23 protein-coding genes and 1 other RNA gene are annotated in these 23,372 nt (G+C 55.7%); 8 read left to right on the forward strand and 16 right to left on the reverse strand.

What is annotated here, in order from left to right:
• Nucleotides 1-8 precede the first annotated feature (8 nt).
• Both AABB92_RS10015 and AABB92_RS10020 read right to left on the reverse strand, forming a co-directional pair.
• Complete coding sequence (locus AABB92_RS10015) at nt 9-848, reverse strand: metal ABC transporter permease (protein WP_031374655.1); 840 nt, start codon at nt 846-848, stop codon at nt 9-11.
• On the reverse strand, nt 845-1,513 hold the full coding sequence (locus AABB92_RS10020; protein WP_031374656.1) for a metal ABC transporter ATP-binding protein: 669 nt from the start codon (nt 1,511-1,513) through the stop codon (nt 845-847). Before AABB92_RS10020 ends, AABB92_RS10015 begins: the two co-directional genes overlap by 4 nt.
• Before the next feature lie 350 nt (nt 1,514-1,863).
• Here AABB92_RS10020 and AABB92_RS10025 point away from each other — a divergent pair, with 350 nt between their 5' ends.
• The 3 genes from AABB92_RS10025 (at nt 1,864) to AABB92_RS10035 (ending at nt 2,983) form a co-directional block, all read left to right on the forward strand.
• Nucleotides 1,864-2,217 carry a hypothetical protein gene (locus tag AABB92_RS10025; RefSeq protein WP_031374657.1) on the forward strand — a complete coding sequence of 118 codons (354 nt, stop codon included), beginning with the start codon at nt 1,864-1,866 and terminating at the stop codon, nt 2,215-2,217.
• A gap of 147 nt (nt 2,218-2,364) precedes the next feature.
• A complete protein-coding gene (gene tomB, locus AABB92_RS10030) occupies nt 2,365-2,742 on the forward strand; it encodes an Hha toxicity modulator TomB (RefSeq protein WP_031374658.1) in 378 nt (125 codons plus the stop codon).
• A 25-nt stretch (nt 2,743-2,767) separates the two neighbouring features.
• The gene (locus AABB92_RS10035; protein ID WP_031374659.1) at nt 2,768-2,983 is read left to right on the forward strand and encodes an HHA domain-containing protein; all 216 of its coding nucleotides are present in this window, start codon (nt 2,768-2,770) and stop codon (nt 2,981-2,983) included.
• Nucleotides 2,984-3,119: 136 nt separating this feature from the next.
• Here AABB92_RS10035 and ffs read toward each other — a convergent pair.
• An RNA gene (ffs, locus tag AABB92_RS10040) (signal recognition particle sRNA small type) lies at nt 3,120-3,216 on the reverse strand.
• A 175-nt stretch (nt 3,217-3,391) separates the two neighbouring features.
• Between ffs and AABB92_RS10045 the strand changes: the two genes are divergently transcribed.
• A complete protein-coding gene (locus tag AABB92_RS10045; protein ID WP_031374660.1) occupies nt 3,392-3,703 on the forward strand; it encodes an MGMT family protein in 312 nt (103 codons plus the stop codon).
• Nucleotides 3,704-3,742: 39 nt separating this feature from the next.
• Here the strand turns inward: AABB92_RS10045 and AABB92_RS10050 are convergent, their stop codons facing one another.
• On the reverse strand, nt 3,743-4,300 hold the full coding sequence (locus AABB92_RS10050; protein WP_046288482.1) for a YbaY family lipoprotein: 558 nt from the start codon (nt 4,298-4,300) through the stop codon (nt 3,743-3,745).
• Nucleotides 4,301-4,489: 189 nt separating this feature from the next.
• Between AABB92_RS10050 and tesB the strand changes: the two genes are divergently transcribed.
• Entirely contained in the window at nt 4,490-5,353 is an 864-nt protein-coding gene (tesB, locus tag AABB92_RS10055; RefSeq protein ID WP_031374662.1) for an acyl-CoA thioesterase II, read from the forward strand.
• Between the two features lie 47 nt (nt 5,354-5,400).
• Here tesB and amtB read toward each other — a convergent pair whose 3' ends face one another.
• The 5 genes from amtB to AABB92_RS10080 form a co-directional block, all read right to left on the reverse strand.
• Complete coding sequence (gene amtB, locus AABB92_RS10060; RefSeq protein WP_031374663.1) at nt 5,401-6,687, reverse strand: ammonium transporter AmtB; 1,287 nt, start codon at nt 6,685-6,687, stop codon at nt 5,401-5,403.
• A 33-nt stretch (nt 6,688-6,720) separates the two neighbouring features.
• Entirely contained in the window at nt 6,721-7,059 is a 339-nt protein-coding gene (glnK, locus tag AABB92_RS10065; protein ID WP_003850469.1) for a P-II family nitrogen regulator, read from the reverse strand.
• A 257-nt stretch (nt 7,060-7,316) separates the two neighbouring features.
• Nucleotides 7,317-9,092 (reverse strand): SmdB family multidrug efflux ABC transporter permease/ATP-binding protein, encoded by a 1,776-nt coding sequence (locus AABB92_RS10070; RefSeq protein WP_031374664.1) that lies wholly within the window; start codon nt 9,090-9,092, stop codon nt 7,317-7,319.
• The gene (locus AABB92_RS10075; protein WP_031374665.1) at nt 9,085-10,854 is read right to left on the reverse strand and encodes a SmdA family multidrug ABC transporter permease/ATP-binding protein; all 1,770 of its coding nucleotides are present in this window, start codon (nt 10,852-10,854) and stop codon (nt 9,085-9,087) included. Before AABB92_RS10075 ends, AABB92_RS10070 begins: the two co-directional genes overlap by 8 nt.
• Before the next feature lie 24 nt (nt 10,855-10,878).
• Complete coding sequence (locus AABB92_RS10080; RefSeq protein ID WP_031374666.1) at nt 10,879-11,340, reverse strand: Lrp/AsnC family transcriptional regulator; 462 nt, start codon at nt 11,338-11,340, stop codon at nt 10,879-10,881.
• A gap of 116 nt (nt 11,341-11,456) precedes the next feature.
• Between AABB92_RS10080 and AABB92_RS10085 the strand changes: the two genes are divergently transcribed.
• Complete coding sequence (locus AABB92_RS10085) at nt 11,457-12,491, forward strand: PLP-dependent cysteine synthase family protein (RefSeq protein WP_031374667.1); 1,035 nt, start codon at nt 11,457-11,459, stop codon at nt 12,489-12,491.
• A gap of 34 nt (nt 12,492-12,525) precedes the next feature.
• On the opposite strand, the gene cof is transcribed toward AABB92_RS10085, so the two are convergent.
• On the reverse strand, nt 12,526-13,347 hold the full coding sequence (gene cof, locus AABB92_RS10090) for an HMP-PP phosphatase (RefSeq protein ID WP_031374668.1): 822 nt from the start codon (nt 13,345-13,347) through the stop codon (nt 12,526-12,528).
• A gap of 93 nt (nt 13,348-13,440) precedes the next feature.
• On the opposite strand from cof, the gene AABB92_RS10095 reads away from it, so the two are divergent.
• Both AABB92_RS10095 and queC read left to right on the forward strand, forming a co-directional pair.
• Entirely contained in the window at nt 13,441-15,159 is a 1,719-nt protein-coding gene (locus AABB92_RS10095) for an SgrR family transcriptional regulator (RefSeq protein WP_046288483.1), read from the forward strand.
• Nucleotides 15,160-15,200: 41 nt separating this feature from the next.
• Nucleotides 15,201-15,896, forward strand: a complete 696-nt coding sequence (gene queC / locus AABB92_RS10100; RefSeq protein WP_031374669.1) for a 7-cyano-7-deazaguanine synthase QueC — start codon at nt 15,201-15,203, stop codon at nt 15,894-15,896.
• A 66-nt stretch (nt 15,897-15,962) separates the two neighbouring features.
• Here the strand turns inward: queC and AABB92_RS10105 are convergent, their stop codons facing one another.
• The 6 genes from AABB92_RS10105 to clpX all read right to left on the reverse strand — a co-directional run bounded on the left by AABB92_RS10105 (nt 15,963) and on the right by clpX (nt 23,371).
• Nucleotides 15,963-16,361, reverse strand: a complete 399-nt coding sequence (locus tag AABB92_RS10105) for an acyl-CoA thioesterase (protein WP_031374670.1) — start codon at nt 16,359-16,361, stop codon at nt 15,963-15,965.
• A 100-nt stretch (nt 16,362-16,461) separates the two neighbouring features.
• Complete coding sequence (locus AABB92_RS10110) at nt 16,462-16,815, reverse strand: helix-hairpin-helix domain-containing protein (protein ID WP_031374671.1); 354 nt, start codon at nt 16,813-16,815, stop codon at nt 16,462-16,464.
• 139 nt (nt 16,816-16,954) lie between these two features.
• Nucleotides 16,955-18,823 (reverse strand): peptidylprolyl isomerase, encoded by a 1,869-nt coding sequence (ppiD, locus tag AABB92_RS10115; protein ID WP_031374672.1) that lies wholly within the window; start codon nt 18,821-18,823, stop codon nt 16,955-16,957.
• A gap of 247 nt (nt 18,824-19,070) precedes the next feature.
• Nucleotides 19,071-19,343, reverse strand: a complete 273-nt coding sequence (gene hupB / locus AABB92_RS10120) for a nucleoid-associated protein HU-beta (protein ID WP_014606441.1) — start codon at nt 19,341-19,343, stop codon at nt 19,071-19,073.
• Nucleotides 19,344-19,558: 215 nt separating this feature from the next.
• Nucleotides 19,559-21,913 carry an endopeptidase La gene (lon, locus tag AABB92_RS10125; protein WP_031374673.1) on the reverse strand — a complete coding sequence of 785 codons (2,355 nt, stop codon included), beginning with the start codon at nt 21,911-21,913 and terminating at the stop codon, nt 19,559-19,561.
• A 186-nt stretch (nt 21,914-22,099) separates the two neighbouring features.
• Nucleotides 22,100-23,371, reverse strand: a complete 1,272-nt coding sequence (gene clpX, locus AABB92_RS10130) for an ATP-dependent protease ATP-binding subunit ClpX (protein ID WP_031374674.1) — start codon at nt 23,369-23,371, stop codon at nt 22,100-22,102.
• Nucleotide 23,372 lies beyond the last annotated feature (1 nt).

The following is a 23,372-nucleotide window of genomic DNA, read 5'->3' on the forward strand; positions in this document are numbered from 1 at the left end:
CTTTAAGTTTAATGGCGGCGCAAAATACCACCGCACGGCCCTGTCAGAATTGAAACAAAAAACAGCATCGCGGCACTCAGCACCACGGCGGGTCCGGCCGGCAGTGAAAAGTGCCAGGAGAATATCAGGCCAGCCAGAGCTGAGATCACGGCCATCAGGATGGCAATCGCCAGCATGGCGGCGAGATGGCGACTCCAGAAGCGTGCGCTGGCGGCGGGCAGCATCATTAAGCCGACCGACATCAGGGTGCCGAGCACCTGGAAACCCGCCACCAGATTGAGCACCACCAACATCAGAAACAGGCCATGTACCAGCGGCGCACTCCACCTGCCCTGCGCCCGCAGGAAGTCACTGTCAAAAGCATCAATTACCAGCGGCCGGTAGAGTATCGCCAGCAGGATCAGAGTGAAGGCGGCGATGCCTCCGACCAGCAGCAGCGCGCCGTTATCAACCGCCAGCAGCGATCCGAACAATACGTGCAGCAGATCCACGCTTGAACCGCGCAGTGAGACCAGCGTGACGCCAAGCGCCAGCGAACCAAGATAAAAACCGGCGAAGCTGGCATCCTCTTTTAGCGGCGTATAGCGACTGACCGCGCCGGAGAGCAGCGCCACCGCCAGCCCGGCAATTAATCCGCCCATGCCCATCGCCACCAGCGACAGCCCGGAGATCAGGTAACCGATGGCGGCCCCGGGTAACACGGCATGCGATAGCGCATCACCAATCAGACTCATGCGACGTAGCGAGAGAAACACGCCCAGCGGGGTGGCGCTGATTGCCAGCGCGATACAGGCCACCAGCGCACGCCGCATGAAACCAAATTCAAGAAAAGGCTGAATCAGCGTCACGGCGCGACCTCCTGTAACGGGAAAGGGCTGACGGGACGATGCGTGAAGGTGCCGTCATCCAGTGACAGCAGGTCGCTGAAGTAGCGCGCGACCAGCGGGCGATCGTGCAGTACCACCAGCAAGGTGGTCCCCGCCTGCTGCTGCCGCTCAAGTATCGACATCAGTAAGCTGACGGTCTGGCTGTCAATGCCGTTAAAGGGTTCGTCCAGCAACCACAACCGGCTGCGCTGCAACATCAGTCGGGCAAACAACACCCGCTGCAGCTGGCCGCCAGATAAGGTGACCGGTTGCGCATCGGCATAATCACGCATCTGCACCGCGTCCAGCGCCTGCCAGATCTCCTGACGCAGCGCCCGGTTGATGCCGCCAAACCAGCCGCAGCGCGGCCAGCAGCCGATCGATACCAGTTCATACACCGTCAGAGGAAAACGGGTTTCCAGTTCGCTGCGCTGGGGCAGCCAGCCGGTATCACGGCGGCTCACCTGCAAGCGGCACTCGCCTTTCACCGGCGGTAATAAGCCAGCGATGGTTTTCAGCAGCGTTGATTTGCCGCTGCCGTTTGCGCCCACCAGAGCGGTCATACTGCCGGGCGCAAGCCGGCCGGTTATTGCGGGCGTCACCTCCTTGCCCTGGTAACCCACCTGTAGCGCGTTAAACGCAATCATTCGCTGACACCCCACCACATTGCTGCCGCCAGTAACGCAATGAGGATCATCGCCACCGTCAGCCGTCCTGCCAGAGACATCAAAAGCCCACTCTGCTGCATCGCCATACCTATAATGTTATAACATAACACTTATTCTATCGAATGCTGCTGCGGTGAACAGAGGGCAATGTGTATCAAAAAATAACGGTCATCCGGGCAACGGATGAGGCAAATCCCGCCAGCAAGGCAAATTTTGCGGCGTCAGGGGTCGGCAAATGACAGAAATAGACAATTTCATTCGCGGCTGGCTTGCAAAGCGGTTGCAGAAAACCAATGATAGGTTTATCAACTGTTATTAGTGGATCAGTTATGCTGTCACGTATTGAATGTGATATTGCGCAGGACGAAACCGACTGCGAAAAAATAGCAGCGATTATTCAGCGGAATATTCTCAAAATATCACCCGCGCTGGTAGGCGATTTACAGTGGTATTCTCAAAATGCCCGGTTAGTTCCAGGCAGTCTGAAAATTATTTCTGTTGAAAAGCAGGGTCCGAATAGTTTTAAGTTACTTTATGATTTTGACTGGAATGTATTTAGTCCCTGCCAGGATCTAAATGAAACTGTTAGCCATTCCGACCGGGTCAGCTTTCATATTGAGCCCGGTGCGCTTGAGTTTGATGTGATCGCCAATCAGCGGCCCTCCCCCAGCGATGAATTGTAATATTTAGTAATGGAGGTGAGCAGAACTAATGGTTTTACACTATATTTGACGAATCCCGTTTAATAACTGCCTGATAAATCGCTTCCTGGCCGCTTTACCCTATATCGCCGCCCTGCGGCAACTGTGCTAGCTATGGAGGGGAAAAAGATGGACGAATACTCACCGAAACGGCATGATATTGCCCAGCTTAAATACCTGTGTGAGAGTCTGTTTGACGAGAGCATGGCAACATTAACGGATAGCCATCACGGCTGGGTTAATGATCCCACTTCTGAAAGCAATTTACAGCTCAATGATTTGATCGAGCATATCGCCTCTTTCACCATGAATTACAAAATTAAGCACGTTGAAGATGAAGCGCTGATTTCGCAAATCGATGAATATCTTGATGATACCTTTATGTTGTTCAGCAACTACGGTGTCAACACTCAGGATCTGCAACGATGGCAACGTTCAGCAAAACGCTTATTTAACCTGTTCACTGAAGAGTGCGCTTTTCTCCAGCAACCGAGCCATTCATTATAAGTACTGACGTGAGAACGGTTTATTTATGAACAAAAACCTGACTAAAACGGATTATTTGATGCGACTGCGCCGCTGTCGCTCAATCGATACCCTTGAAAGGGTCATTGAAAAAAATAAGTATGAATTACCTGAAGATGAGTTAGCGGTATTTTACTCTGCAGCCGATCATCGCCTGGCTGAACTGACGATGAACAAGCTCTACGATAAAGTCCCAGGTTCGGTGTGGAAATTTGTGCGTTAATTCGCGCAGCCCTTTCGTTCGACTGTCTCATCCTTAGCTTTATCATCTCGCCTGCCGGCAATGGATCGGCCTCAGGCGAGTTTCGCCTGTCTGCAATCTGAGTGGGGATTTTTTACGCGGGGGAAATGGGTGGGGGCCCTGCCAGCTACATCCCGGCACACGCGTCACCTGCTGCGGCTGCTTCCTTCCGGACCTGACCGAGTTCACAAGCTAGCATTGCGGGAGAACCAACAGGGCCCCCATTGACAAGCCCTCATTACGAGAGCGCAGGCATTATCGGGGAAGGCCCTGGCAATTGCAAGCGCAGTCGGGACGACCGTTGGTTTCTTGAACAACCGGTGGTTTGCCGCATCCGGCTGGCGCGGCGCGTGCTAAAGTTGAAGCCTTTTTTCCTGACGGGATAAGCAGATGGATCAACCTGACAGTTTTCAGCAACGCATCTGGCAGATTGTTGCTGCCATTCCGGCGGGTCGCGTAGCCACCTATAGCGACGTCGCTCAGCTGGCCGGTTCTCCCCGCGCCGCACGTCAGGTTGGCGGCGTGCTGAGTCGGTTACCGCAAGGCAGCACCCTGCCCTGGCATCGGGTGGTTAACCGTCATGGGGCGATCTCTTTGCAGGGGGACGGACTGTTTCGTCAGCGTGATGCGCTGGAGGCAGAAGGCGTAGAGGTGAGTGATGACGGTCACATCGATCTTGAGGCTTACCGCTGGCGCTACTAAACGCAGCGAAACGGGGCGACAGCGTCGCCCCACAAGGTATTACAGGCTGGTAGGCGCAGGAACCGCAGCCGACGGCGTCACCTGAGTCGGTGAGGTCGATGGGACGCTGGTGGCTGCACCCGGCTGGGTTGGCATCGCCATAGACGGTACCGGTACCAGCAGCAGTTCAGCTTTGGTGCCGCCCTGGTTGATCACCGGCTTCACGCCTTCAGTAATAAAGGCCAGTTTGCCATCAATCGAGATGGCGGCGCTCAGCAGAATACGCGCATTCGGCTGAATGTCGGCTGGGTTAAACGGCAGCACGAACTGGAACGGCGCCTGTTTGCCTTCAGTACGCACTACGCGCTGTGACAGCACCTTCGACGGCGCATCCGCCACGGAAGCGTCAGACAGCGTAACGGTTAATACCGCATCCGGCGGCAGCGCAATACGCTGACGAATATAGACCGAACCGCTGACGTTAGGCTGCGCAATCGCCGCCTGCTGTCCTGCCACTGCCGATCCTAACGTCGGCGTTGGCACCGGTTTACCTTTGTCGGCGCATCCTGCAACAGCAACCGCCATAACTACCCCACTGAACACATGCCAGAGTTTCATTGATGTCGTCTCCTTTTGATCAAAATGATTTCGGCAGCGAATCCTGCGTACAGCGCTTCACTCGCCGTATGTGCTTAATACTGGCACAAAATCGGGATTTTGCCTGGCCGCAGCAAAGAGGAAAGTCTGATTGACGTAAACTGGTCGGATCTTTCACACTGAGCCGGTCACTATATTGAGGAATGCGCCATGAGCCAGGCACTGCAAAATCTGCTGAATTTATTAAATCTGGAAAAACTGGAAGAAGGGTTATACCGCGGCCAGAGTGAAGATCTTGGGCTGCGCCAGGTGTTTGGCGGTCAGGTGGTGGGACAGGCGCTCTATGCGGCCAAGCAGACGGTGCCGGAAGATCGCATTATCCACTCGTTTCACAGTTACTTCCTGCGCCCCGGCGACAGTCAGAAAGCGATTATTTATGATGTCGAAACCCTGCGTGACGGCAAAAGCTTCAGCGCCCGCCGGGTCAGCGCCATTCAGAACGGTCAGCCAATTTTTTATATGACCGCCTCGTTCCAGGCACCGGAGAGCGGCTTTGAACACCAGAATGCCATGCCGGAGGTTGCCGGCCCTGACAACCTGCTGTCTGAGCAGGTGATGGCGCAGAAAATGGCGCATCTGCTGCCGGAAAAACTGCGTGAGAAGTTTATCGCTGAACGGCCGCTGGAGATTCGCCCGGTGCAGCTCCACAATCCGCTCAAGGGTCACGTCGATAAACCTGAGCGTCAGGTATGGATCCGCGCCAACGGCACGCTGCCGGACGATCTGCGCATCCATCAATATCTGCTGGGCTATGCTTCCGATCTTAACTTCCTGCCGGTGGCGCTGCAGCCGCACGGTAAAGGCTTTCTCGAGGCGGATATGCAGGTCGCCACCATCGATCACTCGATGTGGTTCCACCGCCCGTTCGACTTCAGCGAATGGCTGCTGTATAGCGTGGTCAGCACCTCCGCTTCTGGCGCGCGCGGTTTTGTCCGTGGCGAGTTCTATAATCAGCAAGGCGTGCTGGTGGCGTCGACGGTGCAGGAAGGGGTGATGCGGCAGCGCAGCGAATAAAAAAAGGGGCGATTTCTCGCCCCTGATTTCAAACTGTCGAGGAAAACTTATTGGTTATAAGCATTCTCGCCGTGGCTGTTGACGTCCAGACCTTCACGCTCATGCTCTTCCGGCACGCGCAGTCCGACAATCATGTCCGCCAGCTTGAAGCCGATGAAGGCTACTACTCCAGACCAGACGATGGTCAGGCCGACGCTGAACAGCTGCACCCACACCTGATGGCCCATGGTCACGCCCTCAGCGTAGCCCACACCGCCCAGTGAAGAAGAAGCGAAGACGCCGGTCAGGATACAGCCCACGATGCCGCAGACGCCGTGCACGCCGAACACATCGCAGGGATCGTCCACCCGCAGCCATTTCTTCAGGGTGGTGACGCCCCACAGTCCGGCCAGTCCACCAACCAGACCAATAATCAACGCCCCGCCGACACCCACGTAACCACAGGCTGGAGTAATAGCCACCAGCCCGGCAATGAAGCCAGAACAGGCGCCCAGCAGTGAAGGTTTACCGCGTACGGCCCACTCACCAAAGGTCCATGACAGCACCGCGCCCGCAGTAGCGACAACGGTATTCAGGAAGGCCAGCGCCGCAATTTCGTTAGCCGCCGAGGCAGAACCGGCGTTGAAGCCGAACCAGCCCACATAGAGGATGGCGGTACCGGTGAAGACCATTGGCAGGTTATGCGGTTTGAACGCTTCTTTGCCGAAGCCAGCACGTTTGCCAACCAGATAAGCACCAACCAGTCCGGCAACTGCGGCATTGATGTGCACCACGGTGCCGCCAGCGAAGTCCAGCGCGCCATCCTGAGCCAGGAAGCCGCCCGCCCACACCATATGTGCGATAGGCAGATAGGCCAGGGTCAGCCAGACACCAACAAAAATCAGCACGGCAGAGAAACGGATACGTTCAGCAATGGCACCGACAATCAGGCCGACGGTGATACAGGCAAACGATGCCTGGAAGGCAACGTGGATATACTGGTAGAAGCTGCCCATTACTGCGGTCAGCTGGATGTTTTTCAGCATCGCCCAGCCGAAGCCACCAAAGAAGGCGTTACCTTCGCTAAAGGCCAGTGAATAGCCGTAAACCATCCACAATACGCAGACCAGAGAAAAGGTGACCGCAACCTGTGTCAGCATGGAGAGGACGTTCTTGCCGCGAATCAATCCGCCGTAAAACAGCGCAATACCTGGAATCGACATAAACAGCACCAGCGCGGTGCAAATCATCATAAATGCGTTATCAGCCTTGTCCGCAACGGCAGGTGCAGCCATCGCGAGCGATGGTAACAGTGCCATGCTGGTGAGGCCCAACTTAGCGAAAACTTTATTCATTTTTTTCCATCCCATCACAGTACTGAGTCTTAATTACAGAGCGGCTTCGTCGGTCTCGCCGGTACGAATACGAATGACGCGCTGCAGTTCAGCCACGAAAATTTTACCGTCGCCAATTTTGCCGGTGTAAGCCGCTTTACTGATGACATCCACCACTTCGTCTAACTGATCGTCAGCGATGGCGATGTCAATTTTGACTTTAGGCAGGAAGTTCACGCTGTATTCTGCGCCACGGTACAGCTCCGCGTGGCCTTTCTGACGACCAAAACCTTTTACTTCGGAGACGGTCAGCCCCTGAATGCCGATAGAGGATAACGCTTCACGCACATCCTCCAGCTTGAATGGCTTAATTACGACGGTAACCAGCTTCATTGGATCCCCTCCAGCGATTAAATGAGTGAGTCTCACGGACACGCAGGGATCTAAGCAAAGCCTGTGCCATAAATAAAAAAACCGTGGAATCAATCACCGAGGCGAGACGGGGCAAGGCGTGTTTTGTCGGGGGTCAGTCAGCAGCGCAGAGAATGGCGCACTGCCAGAAAAGCGAATGCACTCCTTTGGTGCATCAGGCATCAAAGGCGTGCATTTATACAGATTATTCTGATAAAACCGCGCAAAAAAGGTGCAACTTACCCTGCGGTTGTTAAGGGGATGCCCGTCGCCAGATCATCACCTACCTGCTGCAGCTGATACATCTGCCAGTAACGGCCTTGCAGCGCCAGTAATTGCGCGTGATTCCCCTGCTCGACCACCCTGCCACGATGCAGCACCAGGATGTTATCCGCTTCGGTAATTGTTGAGAGCCGGTGGGCGATCACCACCAGCGTACTGTGCTGGCGAAGGGTTCGCAGCGTTTGCTGAATCGCCTGCTCGGTGCCCGAGTCGATATTGGCTGTCGCCTCGTCGAGGATCATCACCTGCGGCAGATCGACAAGGACTCGCGCCAGCGCCAGCAGCTGCTTTTGACCCACAGACAGATTGTTGCCCTGCTCGCCCAGCCGGGTGTGAATGCCGTCAGGCAATGCACGCGCCAGAGGGGCCAGCTGCACCTGCTCCAGCACCGTCCAGACCGCCTCTTCGCTGATCTCGCGACCAAGCCGGACGTTAGCCAGCAGCGTATCCGCCAGCACCACCGGATCCTGCTGAACCATCGCGATACCCCGCCGCAGTACTGCATGGCTGAGTTCGCCAATCGGACGATCGTCAATGCGTATCTCACCGCGGGTAATCGGGTAGTAACCCATTAACAGATTTGCCAGGGTACTTTTGCCGCTGCCGGTATGCCCGACCAGCGCCACAAAGCTGCGTGACGGCACCTCAAGATTGATTTCGCTGAGCACGTCACGATCTTCGCGATAGGCAAAGCTGAGGTTTCTCAGGGTCAGACGACCGGTGGCCAGCGGCCGCGCGTCGGGCCCATACTGCTGCTGCGCCGCATCCATCAGCTCGAAGATCCGCTCGCCCGAGACCACCGCCTGCTGCAACATCGATTGCTGGGTGGTGAGCTCAATCAGCGGCTCATTCAGCCGTCCCAGATAGGTAATAAAGGCATACAGTACGCCGACTTCAAACACGCCGGGCACGGAGAAACTGAACAGCATCAGCAATCCGCACAACACCATGGCTGAAAACAGGCTTAACAACGGGCGCAGCAGGAAACCGTCAAGCCGCAGCGTTTCCATCCGCGCCAGATAGTGCGAACGACTCGCCTCGCCCATCCGCTCGCCAAAACGCGCCTGCTGACGAAACTGCTGGATCACGCTCATGCCGCTGATCACTTCGTTGAAGCCGTTATTAATGTCGGCCAGATAGCTGCGGACCCGGCGGGCAATCGGCGTGCTGTAACGCTGGTAAATCAGCATCACGACCAGCACCAGCGGGAAAATCATCATCGCTACCAGCGCCATACGCCAGTCGAGGCTGAACATCGCCACCATCATGGCGCCTACCAGTGCCGCGCTGCGCAGTACCGTCGCCACCACCGTGACATAGAGATCACGGATTACTTCGGTGTCATTGGTGACGCGCGAAATAATCTGTCCGACCGGCTGGGTGTCGAAGGCGCTGAGCGGCTGGCACAGCGCGGCATTCATCACGTCACTGCGCAAGCGCTGCACCACCCCAATGGCGGCGCGGTTAAACAGCAGTGCCTGCCAGTAATGCAGGGCGGCCGCCAGCAGTTGCAGCAGGATAAAACTCACTACCAGCCCGGTAACCAGCCCCCACGGCATCTGATGTTTCGCCACCAGATTGTCGATGAAGTAACTGACCAGCACCGGCCCGGTCACTTCGGCGGCGGCGGCAATCCATAACATGCCCACCGCCAGCGACAGGGATTTCCGCCACGGCTTGCCGTAACTTAACAGGCGCTTCAGGGTGGGCCACAAGCGGGCAGACTTAGCCATGCGGCACTCCTTTCTCATTCTCATCGTCATCCAGCGCGGCTTCCAGCTGCTGATAACGGTACATGTCGCGATACCAGCCCGGGCGATCCGCCAGCGCTTCATGATCGCCACGCTGCGCGATGGTGCCGTGCTGTAGCACCAGAATTTCACTGGCTTCAGTCAGCGCCGATAAACGGTGGGCGCTGATGATCAGGGTCCGGCCTCGTCCCCACTGGCGCAGATTGTGCAGTATTTCATGCTCGGTACGGCCATCTACCGCCGACAGCGCATCATCAAGCACCAGGATTTCCGCGTTCAGCAGCAGCGCGCGCGCAATCGAGATACGCTGCTTCTGCCCGCCCGACAGCATCACGCCACGCTCCCCGACTTCGGTTTCATAGCCCTGCGGCAGCCGCAGAATATCCTCGTGAACGCAGGCCAGCGTGGCGGCCCGCTCAATTTCCTGCTGGGTCGCACCCGGTTTTCCCAGCGCGATGTTGTTGGCGACGCTGTCAGAAAACAGAAACGGGGTCTGACTGACCACCGCCAGCCGGCTGCGCCAGCTGTCCAGCCGCAGCTGTGGCAGCGGAATCTGGTGATAGCGGATATCGCCCTGCTGGATATCAAAATGGCGCTGGATCAGGCTGAGCAGCGTACTCTTGCCGCTGCCGGTCGGGCCGCACAGCCCCAGCATTTCGCCAGGTTTCAGTTCGAAACTGACCTGACTCAGCACCGGACCGGCACTGGCCGGATAGTGAAATTCACGGATCGCTACCTGCAGGTTGCCTGGTTCCGGTGGCAGGGTTTTATCGCCATCTTCGACCGCTGGCGCTTCCGCCAGCAGCGCGCGGATACGGCTCCAGGCGGCGCTGCCGCGCTCGACGATGTTAAACATCCACGCCAGCGCCAGCATCGGCCAGATCATCAGGCCCAGATACATCACAAAACTGGTGAGCTGACCCAGCGTCATCTGATCGTGCCAGACCAGCCAGCTGCCGCCACCGATCGCCAGCAGATTTGAAAAACCGATGGCGATATAGATGGTGGGATCAAAACGGGCATCCACCCGCGCCACCCGCAGGTTCTTTTCACCGGTATCGCGGGCGATGTCAGAGAACTGCTGCGACTGATGCTGTTCCAGACCAAAAGACTTGATCATCCGGATGCTGGTCAGGCTCTCCTGCGTCTGATCGTTGAGGCTGGAGAAGGCGGCCTGCGCCACCTTAAAGCGATGGTGCAGCTGATTACCGTAGCGATGAATGACGATTGCCATGATCGGCATCGGCACCAGCGAAAGCAGCGTCAGCTGCCAGCTGATTTGGGTGCTCATCACCAGCAGCACAACGCAGCCCATCACCAGCGAATCGACCAGCGTCAGTACCCCTTCCCCGGCGGCAAACACCACCCGATCGACATCATTAGTGGCGCGCGCAATCAGGTCACCGGTACGGTGGCGCAGGTAAAATGCGGGTTGCTGACGGCTCAGCTGGCGATAAAAATCTTCGCGCAACTCGACCGCCAGCTGGTAAGAGGCACCAAACAGCAATACCCGCCAGACGTAGCGCAGCAGATAAACTACCAGCGCGGTAGCCAGCATCACGCCGATCCACAGCATGATGCGGCTCATGCTCATGCTGTTTTGCGTCACGCCATCGACGATTACCCCGACCACATGCGGCGGCAACAGTTGCAGAATGGCAATAATGATCAGTAAGGTGACCGCGCCCAGATAGCGCCGCCACTCACGCAGAAAGTACCAACTTAATTGACTGAATAATCGCACAACGCTGTTCTCAATCTCATGCCTTTATGGGGCGACAGGTAAGGCCGTGGTGTATTTAATCTCTTCCATGGCGAAGCTGGAGGTTACATCAATCAGGCCTGGGACGCCGTTGACTAACCGCTTGTAAAAAGCATCATAACTTTTCATGTCGGCCACCTGGATGCGCAGCAGATAGTCATACTCGCCGGCCATCCGGTAAAAGGCCATCACTTCCGGCATGCTGTTGACCACCGAGACAAACGCCTGATACCAGTCGCGACTGTGCTGCTGGGTTTTCACAAACATAAACGCCGTCAGTGACAATCCGATTTTTTCGCCATCCAGCAACGCCACCCGAGCGCGAATAATGCCATCATCTTCGAGCTTTTTCAGGCGCTTCCAGCAGGGCGTGGTGGTGAGGTTGACCGCCTCGGCTAATGCCTGCAGCGACAGCGTACAATCGCGTTGCAACAACGCCAGCAGTTTCAGGTCAGTTTTATCTAACATTCGCCACTCCGAGAGAATGATTTTCTCCATTAGCGCTATTTTAGCGTCAATATTGCAATCTCTTTTTCCTGCTCGTGCCTTAAAATAGCCGCAACTCTCTCTGCCGGACGCGTAAGATGCACAGCTGCTGGATTCGCCACGCTATCAACGAAATTAACGCCGATTTTCAACGATCGGCTGAAACCCACCTGATCCGTTTCGATCTGGCGGATTATCCCGGCATCTGGTTTTACCTGAAAGATGAGAGCACCCATCCAAGTGGCAGCCTCAAACACCGACTGGCGCGATCACTGTTTCTGTATGGCCTGGCGAACGGCTGGATTAAACAGGATACGCCAATAATTGAAGCCTCGTCAGGCAGCACTGCCGTTTCTGAGGCGTACTTCGCACGGCTGCTCGGCCTGCCGTTTATCGCGGTAATGCCTGCCAGCACGGCGAAACGGAAAATTGAGCAGATCACCTTTTATGGCGGGCAGTGCCATTTCGTTGACGATCCCTGCCAGCTTTATGTCGAATCTGAACGGCTGGCGCGCGAGCTGAACGGCCACTTTATGGATCAGTTTACCTATGCCGAGCGGGCAACCGACTGGCGCGGTAACAACAACATTGCCGAAAGCATTTTTCGCCAGATGCAGCATGAGCCCTATCCGGTTCCCCATACGCTGATCATGAGTGCCGGTACCGGCGGCACTTCCGCTACGCTGGGACGTTATATCCGCTATCAGGGTTTCTCCACGAAGTTACTGGTGGTCGATCCGCAGCACTCGGTATTTTTTGATTACTGGCATCAGCGCGATGCCAGCCTGACCAGCACGCGTGGCAGCCTGATTGAAGGCATTGGTCGTCCGCGGGTGGAGCCTTCGTTTATGCCAGACGTAATAGATGAAATGATCAAAGTCCCCGATGGCGCGACGCTGGCCGCCATGCTGAAGCTGGAAAAAATTCTGGGACGCAAACCGGGTGCCTCCACCGGTACCAATTTCTGGGGCATGATGCAGGTCGCAAAACGTTTACGGGCGGCTAACCAGCAGGGCGCGCTGGTGACGCTGCTGTGTGACAGCGGCGAGCGTTATCCGGATAGTTATTATCAGCCGGAGTGGGTAGCGAAACACATCGGTGATATCACGCCGTGGCAGCGCGAGCTGGAATAAAAAACCGGACATCCTGTCCGGTACACGGCAATCCTCAGCATTCGGGGGAATACGCGAGGTGGGGTGTCGCCAGCCAGTGATTTAAATAGTGAGACACCGCCTGTGTCTCGCAATGTCCTAAGACCGGCAGATGCGGTAACGCCGCCTTTAACTGCGCCATCGCATTGCCCATGATGAAACCGTGCCCCGCCTGCGCCAGCATTTCCCGATCGTTCATCGCATCGCCAAACGCCATGCACTCTGCCAGGGTCAATGAAAGACCATCGCATAACCGTGCCAGGGCGCTGCCTTTGTTGCAGTTTTTCGGCAATACTTCGAGACAATCGGCGGCAGAGAAACAGATATTGGCCTGCTCGCCCAGCGCGGCATCCAGCTGCGTTTTTAACTGGCAGAGCGACTGATGATGATCGACAAAACAGATTTTAGTGACCTGATGTGCCGGCATGGTTTTTAAATCGCGCAGCTGATAGTGGAACCCGCTCATCTGATGGGCCGCCAGCAGATCCGGCTGCGGACGATCGGTAAACCAGCCCTGATCGTTGAAAATATGGATGCTGGCGCGGGTCTGCCAGTGGCTGTGGATCACCTCTTCCGCCACCTGAGGCGGCAGATCCTGGGCAAACAGCAGATTACCCAGCTGATCGTGTATCCGGGTGCCGTTACCCGTGATCAGCCACGCCGGCAGGATCATCTGTTGCCGCAGGATCTGCATCTCCAGCAGGTGACGACCGGTGGCCAGCGCCAGATGAATACCGCGCTGATGCAGGGCATGCAGGCTCGCCAGCGTTTGCTGGCCCAACTGATGATCGGGCAGTAACAGGGTGCCATCCATATCGAAGGCGGCTAAGCGCACCATAATCAATCCTCTGCTGTAAAGGTGAGCCTTACTATTGCCTGTTAATTACGGAACTAATAGTGAATACTTTGAAAAAACTGTTCCGGGTTTACTATGCGTCAGCTCAACCGTCTTAATCAGTTTCAGCGCCTGTGGCAGCAAAGCCAGGGCGCAGCCCAGCAAACCTGCGTTGCCGAGATGGCCCGCCACTGCATTTGTAGTGAGCGCCATCTGCGTACCCTGTTGTCACAATGGCAGCATGCCGGCTGGTTGCAGTGGCACGGCGAACCGGGTCGCGGCAAACAGGGACAGCTGCAGTTTCTGCGCTCGCCTGAGCAACTACGTCAGCAGCTGCTGCAAAGCCAGCTGGATGCCGGGGATACCGCCGACGCGCTGCAATTGCTGGATGTCCCGCCGGAACGGCTGATTAATATGCTGCGGCCGCTGATGGGCGGGCAATGGCAGAACGATTCACCGGTTCTGCGCATTCCGTACTATCGCCCGCTGGAAAGTACCGAGCCGCGACACATCACCGGCCGGGCCGAGCAGCATCTGGTGCGTCAACTCTATTCCGGGCTGACCCGTTTTGAGCAGGACGAGCCGGTCGGGGATCTGGCCCACCACTGGCAACACGATGAGTCCGCCTGCCGCTGGCTGTTCTGGTTACGCCCGCAGCTGGTGTGGCATAACGAGGAGCCAATTCGGGCCGCTCAGCTGGTCACGCAGTTGCAGCAGCTGTTACAGGACCCGCGGGTCAGCACGCTGCTGGCTGAGGTGATCGAAGTCGATGCGCCTCATCCGCTCGCGGTGCGGTTTACCCTGCGGCGCAGCGATTTCTGGCTGCCCCATCGTCTCGCTCACCTGCTGTGCCTGCTGCCCCATCCCGACGATGCCAGTATCGGCAGTGGCCCCTGGAAGCTAATGCACTTCACCCCGGAACTGGTGAGAATTGAAAGTCATGCCCGCTGGCATCTGCGTCTGCCCTTGCTGCAGGCGGTGGAGTACTGGATTACTCCGCAGCTGTTTGATCCGATGCTCGGCAGCAGTTGCCGTCATCCGGTGCAGATTGCGATTGGCGACGCCGGCGATCTGAAAGCCCTGCAACCGGTCAGCAGCAGTATCAGCCTTGGCTTTTGCTATCTGGTCTGTCGTCCACGCGCCGGTTTTACGCCTGCCAAGGCGCGACGGCTGTTCCAGCTGATCCAGCAAAGCGGCATTATCGCGCGCTTGCCGCTTGATGAAGGATTGATTACCCCCAGCCAGGAGTTACTGCCAGGCTGGCCGGTGCCGCCGATTGATGCCGAACCACTGTCACTGCCAGCCAGCCTGACGCTGTATTATCAACTGCCGGTCGAACTGCACCAGACCGCTGAGGCCCTGCGCCAGCTATTACAACAGCACGGCTGCACGTTGCAGGTGGTATTTCATGAGGTTAAGAGCTGGCACAGCGTGCCGCAGCTTGATGAAGCAGATATCGTGATGGGGGATCGGCTGATCGGGGATGCGCCGGTGTTTACTCTTGCAGGCTGGTTACAGCTCGACAGATTATGGCGCCCTTTCATGGCCACCGCTCAGGGTGAAGCGGTACAAGCGCAACTGCTGACCCTGCAGCAACTGGCCGACAGTGAGGCTCGTGATCAGGCCCTGCATCAGCTCTATCATCAGCTAATGCGCGCCGGTATCCTGCTGCCGCTATTCAATTACCGCTATCAGATTTACGCGCCGCCCGGCGTTGAAGGCATTCAGTTAAACACCCTGGGCTGGTTCGATTTCAGTCGTGCCTGGATCCCACCGCCGATTGATCGGCCGCACAGCTGTTCAGCGGCGGAGTGAGGCATTACCATAAGCGCATAACTCACCATCGGGAAAATAGCATGAAACGCGCCGTTGTCGTTTTTAGCGGTGGACAAGATTCCACCACCTGCCTTGTTCAGGCGTTACAGCAATACGATGAAGTTCACTGTGTCACATTCGATTATGGTCAGCGTCATCGTGAAGAGATTGAGGTAGCACGCGACCTGGCCATCAGGCTGGGCGCACGCGCCCATAAAGTGCTGGATGTTACGATGCTGAACGATCTGGCTGTCAGCAGCCTGACGCGAGATAACATCCCGGTTCCGACCTACGATCCCAACGCCAGCGGCTTGCCGAGCACCTTTGTACCGGGCCGCAATATCCTGTTCCTGACCCTGGCGTCAGTTTATGCCTATCAGGTTGAAGCGGAAGCGGTGATTACCGGGGTATGTGAAACGGACTTTTCCGGCTATCCCGACTGCCGCGATGAGTTTGTCAAAGCGCTGAATCATGCGGTCAGCCTCGGTATGGCGCGCGAGGTCCGTTTTGAAACCCCGCTGATGTGGCTGAATAAAGCTGAAACCTGGGCGCTGGCGGACTACTGGCAACAGTTGCCACTGGTACGCGAGCAGACCCTGACCTGCTACAACGGCGTGAAAGGCGATGGATGCGGTGAGTGTGCCGCCTGCCATTTACGCGCCAATGGCCTGCAGGGCTACCTTAACGATCGTGCCGGTGTCATGGCCGCCATGAAGGCCAAAAGCGGCCTGGAGTAAGCCTATCGGGGCGGCAATCACGCCACCGTTGCCGCCTCTGCTTCATCAGGATGCGCCACAATGTGCTCAGGCCATCAGGCGCGTCAGTCGTTCACGCAATTCTCCTTCCAGCGGTACCGCCTTCTGGGTTCTCAGGTCGATGCAAACGAAGGTCAGCGCGGCATCAGCGACCACCGTCTCTTCTCCCGCCAGCAACACCCGCTGCGCAATAATTCCGCTTTTACCGTTCAACTGGGTAATCTGGCTGTCGATTGCCAGTACGTCGCCCAGCACGGCCGGGCGACGATAGTTGATATTGATATTCACCACCACAAATGCCAGTTTCTGTTCCAGCAGCCAGTGAAATGCCTCAACTTCTTCCAGCCATTGCCAGCGCGCCTCCTCGAGGAATTCGAGATAGCGCGCGTTGTTAACGTGCTGATAGACATCAAGATGGTAGCCGCGCACTTTAATTGTGGTCTGCATGTTTATGCTCTCCTGCTGCTGCGAGTGAACTGGTTGGACCTGTTCACTTTAGCAGAGTCGTTCTGCTACAGCAGACAAAGCATCAGAGATGCGTGGCGCCTCACAATTTCAGGCGGGCCGCATTACGCTCCAGCAGCGAATTGCCAATACCCGGCACCTCATTTAACTGCTGGATGGCGCTGAACGGTCCGTACTGCTCACGGTAGCTGACGATTGATTGCGCCTTCTTCAGCCCGACACCTTGCATGGCGGCAGAGAGCTGCTCGGCTGTGGCCTGATTAATACTGACCTGCTCCTGCGGCGTGACGACCGCCGATGGTGTGGACGGCAAAATACTTTTCGCAGCTGCGCTGCTGTCCGAAGCAGGCGCAGGTGCGGCAGACAGTGAGGTCTGATAGAACGCGCCGCCCAGCGCGAGTGAAAAATAGAGGGCACATAAAGTCGATTTAGCCATGCTGTGTTTCTCCTTGTGGTTAACAGCAGCCACAGGATGGCATCCCCGCCGGATGGCTTCAAAAGCCAGATTGCAGATATGGAAAAGGCCGCAAATGCGGCCTTTGATTATTTCATTTGTTACGCAGTTTCTGCGAGGCTTACTGCATTTGTGCGGCTGCGCCGTACTTAATTTTTGCCTCTTTGCGCAGATTTTGCAGCAGGGCTTCAAACGCCAGCTGGGCATTATTCTGCGTCACGCCTTTGACCATTTCATCGATCTGCGCCTGTGGCATGCTGCCGGTAGTGACTTTATCCACCGCCACCAGCACCACATTACCCTGCATATCTTCGCTCACGCCCCACGACGGTTTATTCTCCGCCGGCTGTGGCAGATTGAACGCCGCCTGTGCAACCGGGTCCTGGGCATTACGATCGACCGTTTTACTGGCGCTCAGGGTCAGACCTGCGGCGGTTAACGCATCCTGTTTACCGGCTTTAAGGTCGGCCAGCAGCTTGTCAGCCTGCGATTTCGCCTGTTGGGTAGCTTTATCGTGTTTCAGGGTGTCAGCAATCTGAGTTTTAACCTGATCCAGCGGCTTCACTGCTTCCGGCTTATGCTCGCTGACGCGCAGCACAAAGGCCCGGTCACCGTCGACGCTGATGATGTCAGAGTTATTGCCCGGTGCACCATTCTGCCCGACCAGTCCACCGTTAAAGATCGCCTGTTTCACCGCGTCGAAGTCGAGTTCCTTCGGCAGCGCATCCTGGCTGAACCAGCCGGTTTCTTTGGCTTTCAGGCCGGAAGCCTGCTCGGCACCCGCCAGCGATTCGTTATCGTTGCTGGCCGCTTCGCTGACTTTCTGCTGCAGTTTATAGAAGGCATCGACGCCCTTCTCCTGCTTCACTTTCGCCGCAATGGCATCACGAACTTCATCAAGCGGCTTAACCTGCTCTGGCTGGATATCGTCGAGACGCACAATCAGGAAACCGACCGAGGATTTAATCACCCCGGACATCTGGCCTTTTTCGGTCAGACCGGCATTTTTCAGCTCATCTGGCGTGGTCGCAGGTTCCAGCCAGCCCATATCCCCGCCCTTACGCGCAGAGATCGGGTCGATGGATTTGCTTTTTGCCAGTTCGGTGAAGCTGGCGCCGCCTTTCAGCTGGGTCAGCAACGCATTGGCGTCCGCTTCCGTTTTGGTCTGAATAACACTGTAGCGATTACGCTGCGGCTGGGTGTAATCAGCTTTATGCTGGTCGTACCAGGCCTGAATATCGGCCTCGCTGGCATCCTGTTGCATGCTGGCTGCATCCATCAGGATGTAGCTGACACGGAACTGCTCCGGCGCCATGAAGCTGGTTTTATGCTGCTGGTAATACTGATTTATCTCGTCATCAGACACGGTCTGCTTAGCCGCCAGAGCATTGACGTCGAGGGTCGCCTGACGAATAACACGCTGTTGTGAAACCAGCTCCACCAGTTTGCTGGTTTCGCCCTTAAGCATGAAGTCGGTGTTTGCCACCGCATTGATCAGTTGCTGATTAGAGAGCTGCTTACGCAGCGCTTCAGCATACTGGTCGGCAGAAAAGCCCATGTTGCCGATCAGACCAAGATATTTGGCATTATCAAATTTGCCGTTGGTCTGGAAAGCCTGCTGATTAAAAATCGCCTGCTTAACCTGATCGTCACTGATGCTGAGATGTAAGTCTTTGATGTAGCTGTCGAGCAGGGCCTGATCGATTAACTGCGACAGCGCCTGCTGGCGGATCTGCTGCATGTAGCCATCGTTACTGGCCAGCTGAGAAAATTGATCGCCCAGCATCTGCTGCTGACGGCTGCGCTCGCTGTTGAACGCCTGTTCCAGCTGTGCCCGGCTGATTTCCTGACCGTTAACTTTGGCCGCATAATCGTTGTTGCCGCCAATCAGATAGTTGCCAACGCCGGTCAGCACAAAGGAGAGGATAATCAACCCCAAAATAATCTTGAGCACGACATGGTTCGACGCCGCGCGTAAATTGTCCATCATGGTATGACAACACTCCGCTGTAGTGTGAATGTAAAGCTCGGGCGCAATACGCCGTATCCTGACGCATCACGCAGCTGCAGACTTCGCTGTCAGCCTCAAGCCGGCTCCGGTCCATATTATGGCCTGATTATCGCCGGTTAAAACAAAAAAGGCACATCTGATTGATGTGCCCGTATGTTACATGAGAACGCGTTAACCGTCCTCTGATCCACTGAAGAAAATACGTCAATGAACGTTTTCGTTGTTATTAATTGACTGCGTCTTTCAATGCTTTACCAGCACGGAAGCCCGGTACTTTACCGGCCGGAATTGTAATCTCTTTGCCGGTTTGTGGGTTGCGGCCAGTGCGTGCAGCACGCTCGCGCACGGAGAAAGTGCCGAAACCGACCAGCGCCACTTCGTCGCCGCCTTTCAGCGCGTCAGAAACAGAACCCATGAATGCATCTAAAACACGTCCCGCTGCTGCTTTAGAAATATCAGCATCCGCAGCAATTTTGTCGATCAACTGTGACTTATTCACTCTCTTCATCCCCTCTTTTATTATTTCACATCGTACCCGCGCTTCCCGCCGGATACGCACGCGCAGCAAGTTATATCAAGCCTGTGGAGCCGAAACAACGGAATTTCTCTGAGAACACCGCGTCGGCAGCCACCTAAATTAGCGGCACAAAAAAAAGCTGGCAAGCGCCAATTGCCTTGCCAGCTTCGCTTTTTAACGGTTTATGCCGTTAATCACTATTTTGCGGTCGCAACCTGCATACCGTACGGCGCATTTTCCAGTGCCAGATTCAGCACTTCTTCGATGCGTTTGACCGGATGGATGTCGAGATCGGCAATCACGTTCTGTGGAATCTCTTCCAGATCGCGTTTGTTGTCGTCCGGGATCAGCACCGTTTTAATGCCACCGCGGTGGGCTGCCAGCAGCTTCTCTTTCAGTCCGCCAATCGGCAGTACCTGTCCGCGCAGGGTGATTTCACCGGTCATGGCGACATCAGCACGGACCGGGTTACCGGTCAGGCAGGAGACCAGCGCCGTACACATCGCAATACCGGCGCTTGGACCATCTTTCGGCGTTGCCCCTTCCGGAACGTGAACGTGGATATCACGTTTTTCGTAGAAGTCGCCGTTGATGCCCAGCTTCTCGGCACGCGCACGCACCACGGTTAAGGCGGCCTGAATTGACTCCTGCATCACCTCACCCAGTGAACCGGTATAGGTCAGCTTGCCTTTACCCGGTACGCAGGCGGTTTCAATCGTCAGCAGATCGCCACCCACTTCGGTCCACGCCAGACCGGTTACCTGGCCCACGCGGTTTTCACTGTCAGCACGACCGTAGTCGAAGCGTTGCACCCCGAGGAAATCCTTCAGGTTTTCACCATTGATGGTGATGTGCTTTTTCGTCTTGTCCATCAGCAGCGACTTGACCGCTTTACGGCACAATTTCGACAGCTCACGCTCAAGGCTACGCACCCCGGCTTCACGCGTGTAGTAACGGATAATGCCGACAATCGCACTGTCTTCGACCGTGATCTCATTGGCTTTCAGCGCGTTACGCTCAATCTGTTTCGGCAACAGATGCTGTTTGGCGATGTTCAGTTTTTCATCCTCGGTGTAACCCGATAGACGAATCACTTCCATACGGTCCAGCAGCGGTGCCGGAATGTTCATGGAGTTCGAGGTCGCCACGAACATCACATCTGACAGGTCATAATCGACTTCCAGATAGTGATCGTTGAACGCAATGTTTTGTTCTGGATCAAGCACTTCCAGCAATGCTGAAGCCGGATCGCCGCGCATGTCGGACGACATTTTGTCAATCTCATCCAGCAGGAACAGCGGGTTTTTAACCCCGACTTTAGCCATTTTCTGGATCAGCTTGCCCGGCATCGAACCGATATAGGTACGACGGTGACCACGGATCTCGGCTTCGTCACGTACGCCGCCCAGCGCCATACGTACATATTTACGTCCGGTCGCTTTCGCGATCGACTGACCGAGGGAGGTTTTACCTACCCCTGGCGGTCCGACCAGGCAGAGGATCGGGCCTTTGATTTTGCTGACGCGACTCTGCACCGCAAGATATTCAAGGATACGATCCTTCACGCGCTCAAGGCCGTAATGGTCGATATCCAGCGTCTCCTGGGCTTTACGCAGATCTTTTTTGACTTTGCTGCGCGCGTTCCATGGAACCTGCACCATCCAGTCGATGTAGCCACGTACCACGGTCGCTTCCGCTGACATCGGAGACATCATTTTCAGCTTCTGCAGCTCAGCTTCGGCTTTTTCACGCGCCTCTTCCGGCATTTTGGCCGCGTCGATTTTGCGTTTTAACGCTTCGTACTCGTCAGGCGCATCGTCCATCTCGCCCAGCTCTTTCTGAATCGCCTTCATCTGCTCATTCAGATAGTACTCACGCTGGCTCTTCTCCATCTGCTTTTTAACGCGGTTGCGAATACGCTTCTCAACCTGCAGCAGATCGATTTCAGACTCCATCATCGCCATCAGATATTCCAGACGTTCGTTAACGTCGGACATCTCCAGCACAGACTGTTTGTCTGCCAGTTTCAACGGCATATGTGCAGCGACGGTGTCAGCCAGACGGGCCGCATCGTCAATGTTGTTCAGCGAGGTTAAAACCTCAGGCGGGATCTTTTTATTAAGTTTGATGTAGCCTTCAAACTGATTGATTGCGGTGCGCACCAGCACTTCCTGCTCGCGCTCTTCAATCTCTGGCGACACCAGATATTCAGCCTCGGCCACAAAATGATCACCGTTATCCGCCAGCGTGGTGATGTGGGCGCGCTGCAAACCTTCGACCAGCACTTTAACCGTACCGTCCGGCAGTTTCAGCATTTGCAATACAGATGCAACGGTCCCTACCGAGAAGAGATCGTTAATGCCAGGTTCATCCGTTGAAGCCTCTTTCTGTGCGACCAGCATGATCTTCTTATCATGATCCATTGCGGCTTCGAGGCACCGAATTGATTTTTCCCGGCCAACAAACAACGGAATTACCATGTGCGGATAAACCACCACGTCGCGCAGCGGCAACACGGGGATTTCAATGCGTTCAGAACGCTCAGGATTCATAGAGCTCTCTCTTAGTTTAATGTCCGCCAGGTGATGGGAACCGCATCAGGCAGGTATGCAGTTAAACCCACAGGTATCTGAGTATATGGGGATGATCGTCCGACATTCAACGTCACAGAGGCGAGAAAAGCAAAAGGGGAAACATTTTCCCCTTTTTTAAGATGACAACCTGGATGATCTGTTTATTTATTCGCCAGAAGCCTGCGCTTCGTGCTTACCGTAAATCAGCATCGGCTCAGACTGGCCTTCAATAACTGATTCATCAATCACCACTTTTTCGACATCGTCCATCGACGGCAGGTCGTACATCGTTTCCAGCAACGCCCCTTCGACGATTGAACGTAAACCACGTGCGCCGGTTTTGCGTGACATCGCTTTTTTCGCGATAGCGGTTAACGCCTCGTCACGGAATTCCAGCTCAACGCCTTCCAGGTTAAACAGCGCCTGGTACTGTTTGGTCAGGGCGTTTTTCGGTTCACGCAGAATCTGTATCAGCGCTTCTTCACTCAGTTCGCTCAGGGTAGCGACTACCGGCAGACGACCGATGAATTCGGGGATCAGACCAAATTTGATCAAATCTTCCGGTTCACACTGTGAAAGCAGTTCGCCTTCGGTGGCTTTCTGCGATTTGCCTTTTACGGTGGCGCCGAAACCGATACCCGATCCGGTCTCCACACGCTGGGCAATCACTTTATCCAGTCCGGCAAATGCGCCGCCGCAGATAAACAGAATCTTAGAGGTATCAACCTGCAAGAATTCCTGCTGCGGATGCTTACGTCCACCCTGCGGTGGAACGGCAGCCACGGTGCCTTCAATCAGCTTCAGTAATGCCTGCTGCACGCCTTCGCCTGAAACGTCACGGGTAATCGACGGGTTATCAGACTTACGTGAGATTTTGTCGATTTCATCAATATAAACGATGCCGCGCTGCGCTTTCTGCACGTCGTAGTCGCACTTCTGCAGCAGTTTCTGAATGATGTTTTCCACATCTTCACCCACGTAACCCGCTTCGGTCAGCGTGGTGGCGTCAGCCATGGTGAACGGCACATCCAGCAAGCGTGCCAGTGTTTCTGCCAGCAGCGTTTTACCGCTACCGGTCGGGCCAATCAGCAGAATGTTACTTTTGCCCAGTTCGATGCCATTGCTGGTATCGCCGTTACGCAGGCGTTTGTAGTGGTTATACACCGCCACAGCCAGCACTTTCTTCGCCTTTTCCTGGCCGATTACATAATCATCGAGGTGATGGCGAATTTCATGCGGTGTAGGCAGCGCGCTACGTTCGCGATGCGGGGCAACTTCTTTAATCTCTTCGCGAATGATGTCGTTACACAGATCAACACACTCATCGCAGATATACACTGACGGCCCGGCAATCAGCTTTCGCACTTCATGCTGGCTTTTGCCGCAAAAAGAGCAGTACAGCAACTTTCCTGAACCGTCTTTGCGCTTATCTGTCATC

Source organism: Pantoea brenneri, from assembly GCF_038594305.1.
Taxonomy (GTDB): Bacteria; Pseudomonadota; Gammaproteobacteria; order Enterobacterales; family Enterobacteriaceae; genus Pantoea; species Pantoea brenneri.

Excerpts from the sequence above, each read along its gene's own strand:
- AABB92_RS10025 (WP_031374657.1), top strand. The coding sequence starts at position 1,864 with ATGCTGTCACGTATTGAATGTGATATTGCGCAGGACGAAACCGACTGC.
- AABB92_RS10020 (WP_031374656.1), bottom strand. The coding sequence starts at position 1,513 with ATGATTGCGTTTAACGCGCTACAGGTGGGTTACCAGGGCAAGGAGGTG.
- cof (WP_031374668.1), bottom strand. The coding sequence starts at position 13,347 with ATGGTGCGCTTAGCCGCCTTCGATATGGATGGCACCCTGTTACTGCCC.
- ppiD (WP_031374672.1), bottom strand. The coding sequence starts at position 18,823 with ATGATGGACAATTTACGCGCGGCGTCGAACCATGTCGTGCTCAAGATT.
- AABB92_RS10105 (WP_031374670.1), bottom strand. The coding sequence starts at position 16,361 with ATGCAGACCACAATTAAAGTGCGCGGCTACCATCTTGATGTCTATCAG.
- AABB92_RS10070 (WP_031374664.1), bottom strand. The coding sequence starts at position 9,092 with ATGGCTAAGTCTGCCCGCTTGTGGCCCACCCTGAAGCGCCTGTTAAGT.
- AABB92_RS10035 (WP_031374659.1), top strand. The coding sequence starts at position 2,768 with ATGAACAAAAACCTGACTAAAACGGATTATTTGATGCGACTGCGCCGC.
- tesB (WP_031374662.1), top strand. The coding sequence starts at position 4,490 with ATGAGCCAGGCACTGCAAAATCTGCTGAATTTATTAAATCTGGAAAAA.
- AABB92_RS10085 (WP_031374667.1), top strand. The coding sequence starts at position 11,457 with ATGCACAGCTGCTGGATTCGCCACGCTATCAACGAAATTAACGCCGAT.
- AABB92_RS10080 (WP_031374666.1), bottom strand. The coding sequence starts at position 11,340 with ATGTTAGATAAAACTGACCTGAAACTGCTGGCGTTGTTGCAACGCGAT.
- AABB92_RS10095 (WP_046288483.1), top strand. The coding sequence starts at position 13,441 with ATGCGTCAGCTCAACCGTCTTAATCAGTTTCAGCGCCTGTGGCAGCAA.
- glnK (WP_003850469.1), bottom strand. The coding sequence starts at position 7,059 with ATGAAGCTGGTTACCGTCGTAATTAAGCCATTCAAGCTGGAGGATGTG.
- amtB (WP_031374663.1), bottom strand. The coding sequence starts at position 6,687 with ATGAATAAAGTTTTCGCTAAGTTGGGCCTCACCAGCATGGCACTGTTA.
- AABB92_RS10050 (WP_046288482.1), bottom strand. The coding sequence starts at position 4,300 with ATGAAACTCTGGCATGTGTTCAGTGGGGTAGTTATGGCGGTTGCTGTT.
- queC (WP_031374669.1), top strand. The coding sequence starts at position 15,201 with ATGAAACGCGCCGTTGTCGTTTTTAGCGGTGGACAAGATTCCACCACC.
- tomB (WP_031374658.1), top strand. The coding sequence starts at position 2,365 with ATGGACGAATACTCACCGAAACGGCATGATATTGCCCAGCTTAAATAC.
- AABB92_RS10110 (WP_031374671.1), bottom strand. The coding sequence starts at position 16,815 with ATGGCTAAATCGACTTTATGTGCCCTCTATTTTTCACTCGCGCTGGGC.
- lon (WP_031374673.1), bottom strand. The coding sequence starts at position 21,913 with ATGAATCCTGAGCGTTCTGAACGCATTGAAATCCCCGTGTTGCCGCTG.
- AABB92_RS10045 (WP_031374660.1), top strand. The coding sequence starts at position 3,392 with ATGGATCAACCTGACAGTTTTCAGCAACGCATCTGGCAGATTGTTGCT.
- clpX (WP_031374674.1), bottom strand. The coding sequence starts at position 23,371 with ATGACAGATAAGCGCAAAGACGGTTCAGGAAAGTTGCTGTACTGCTCT.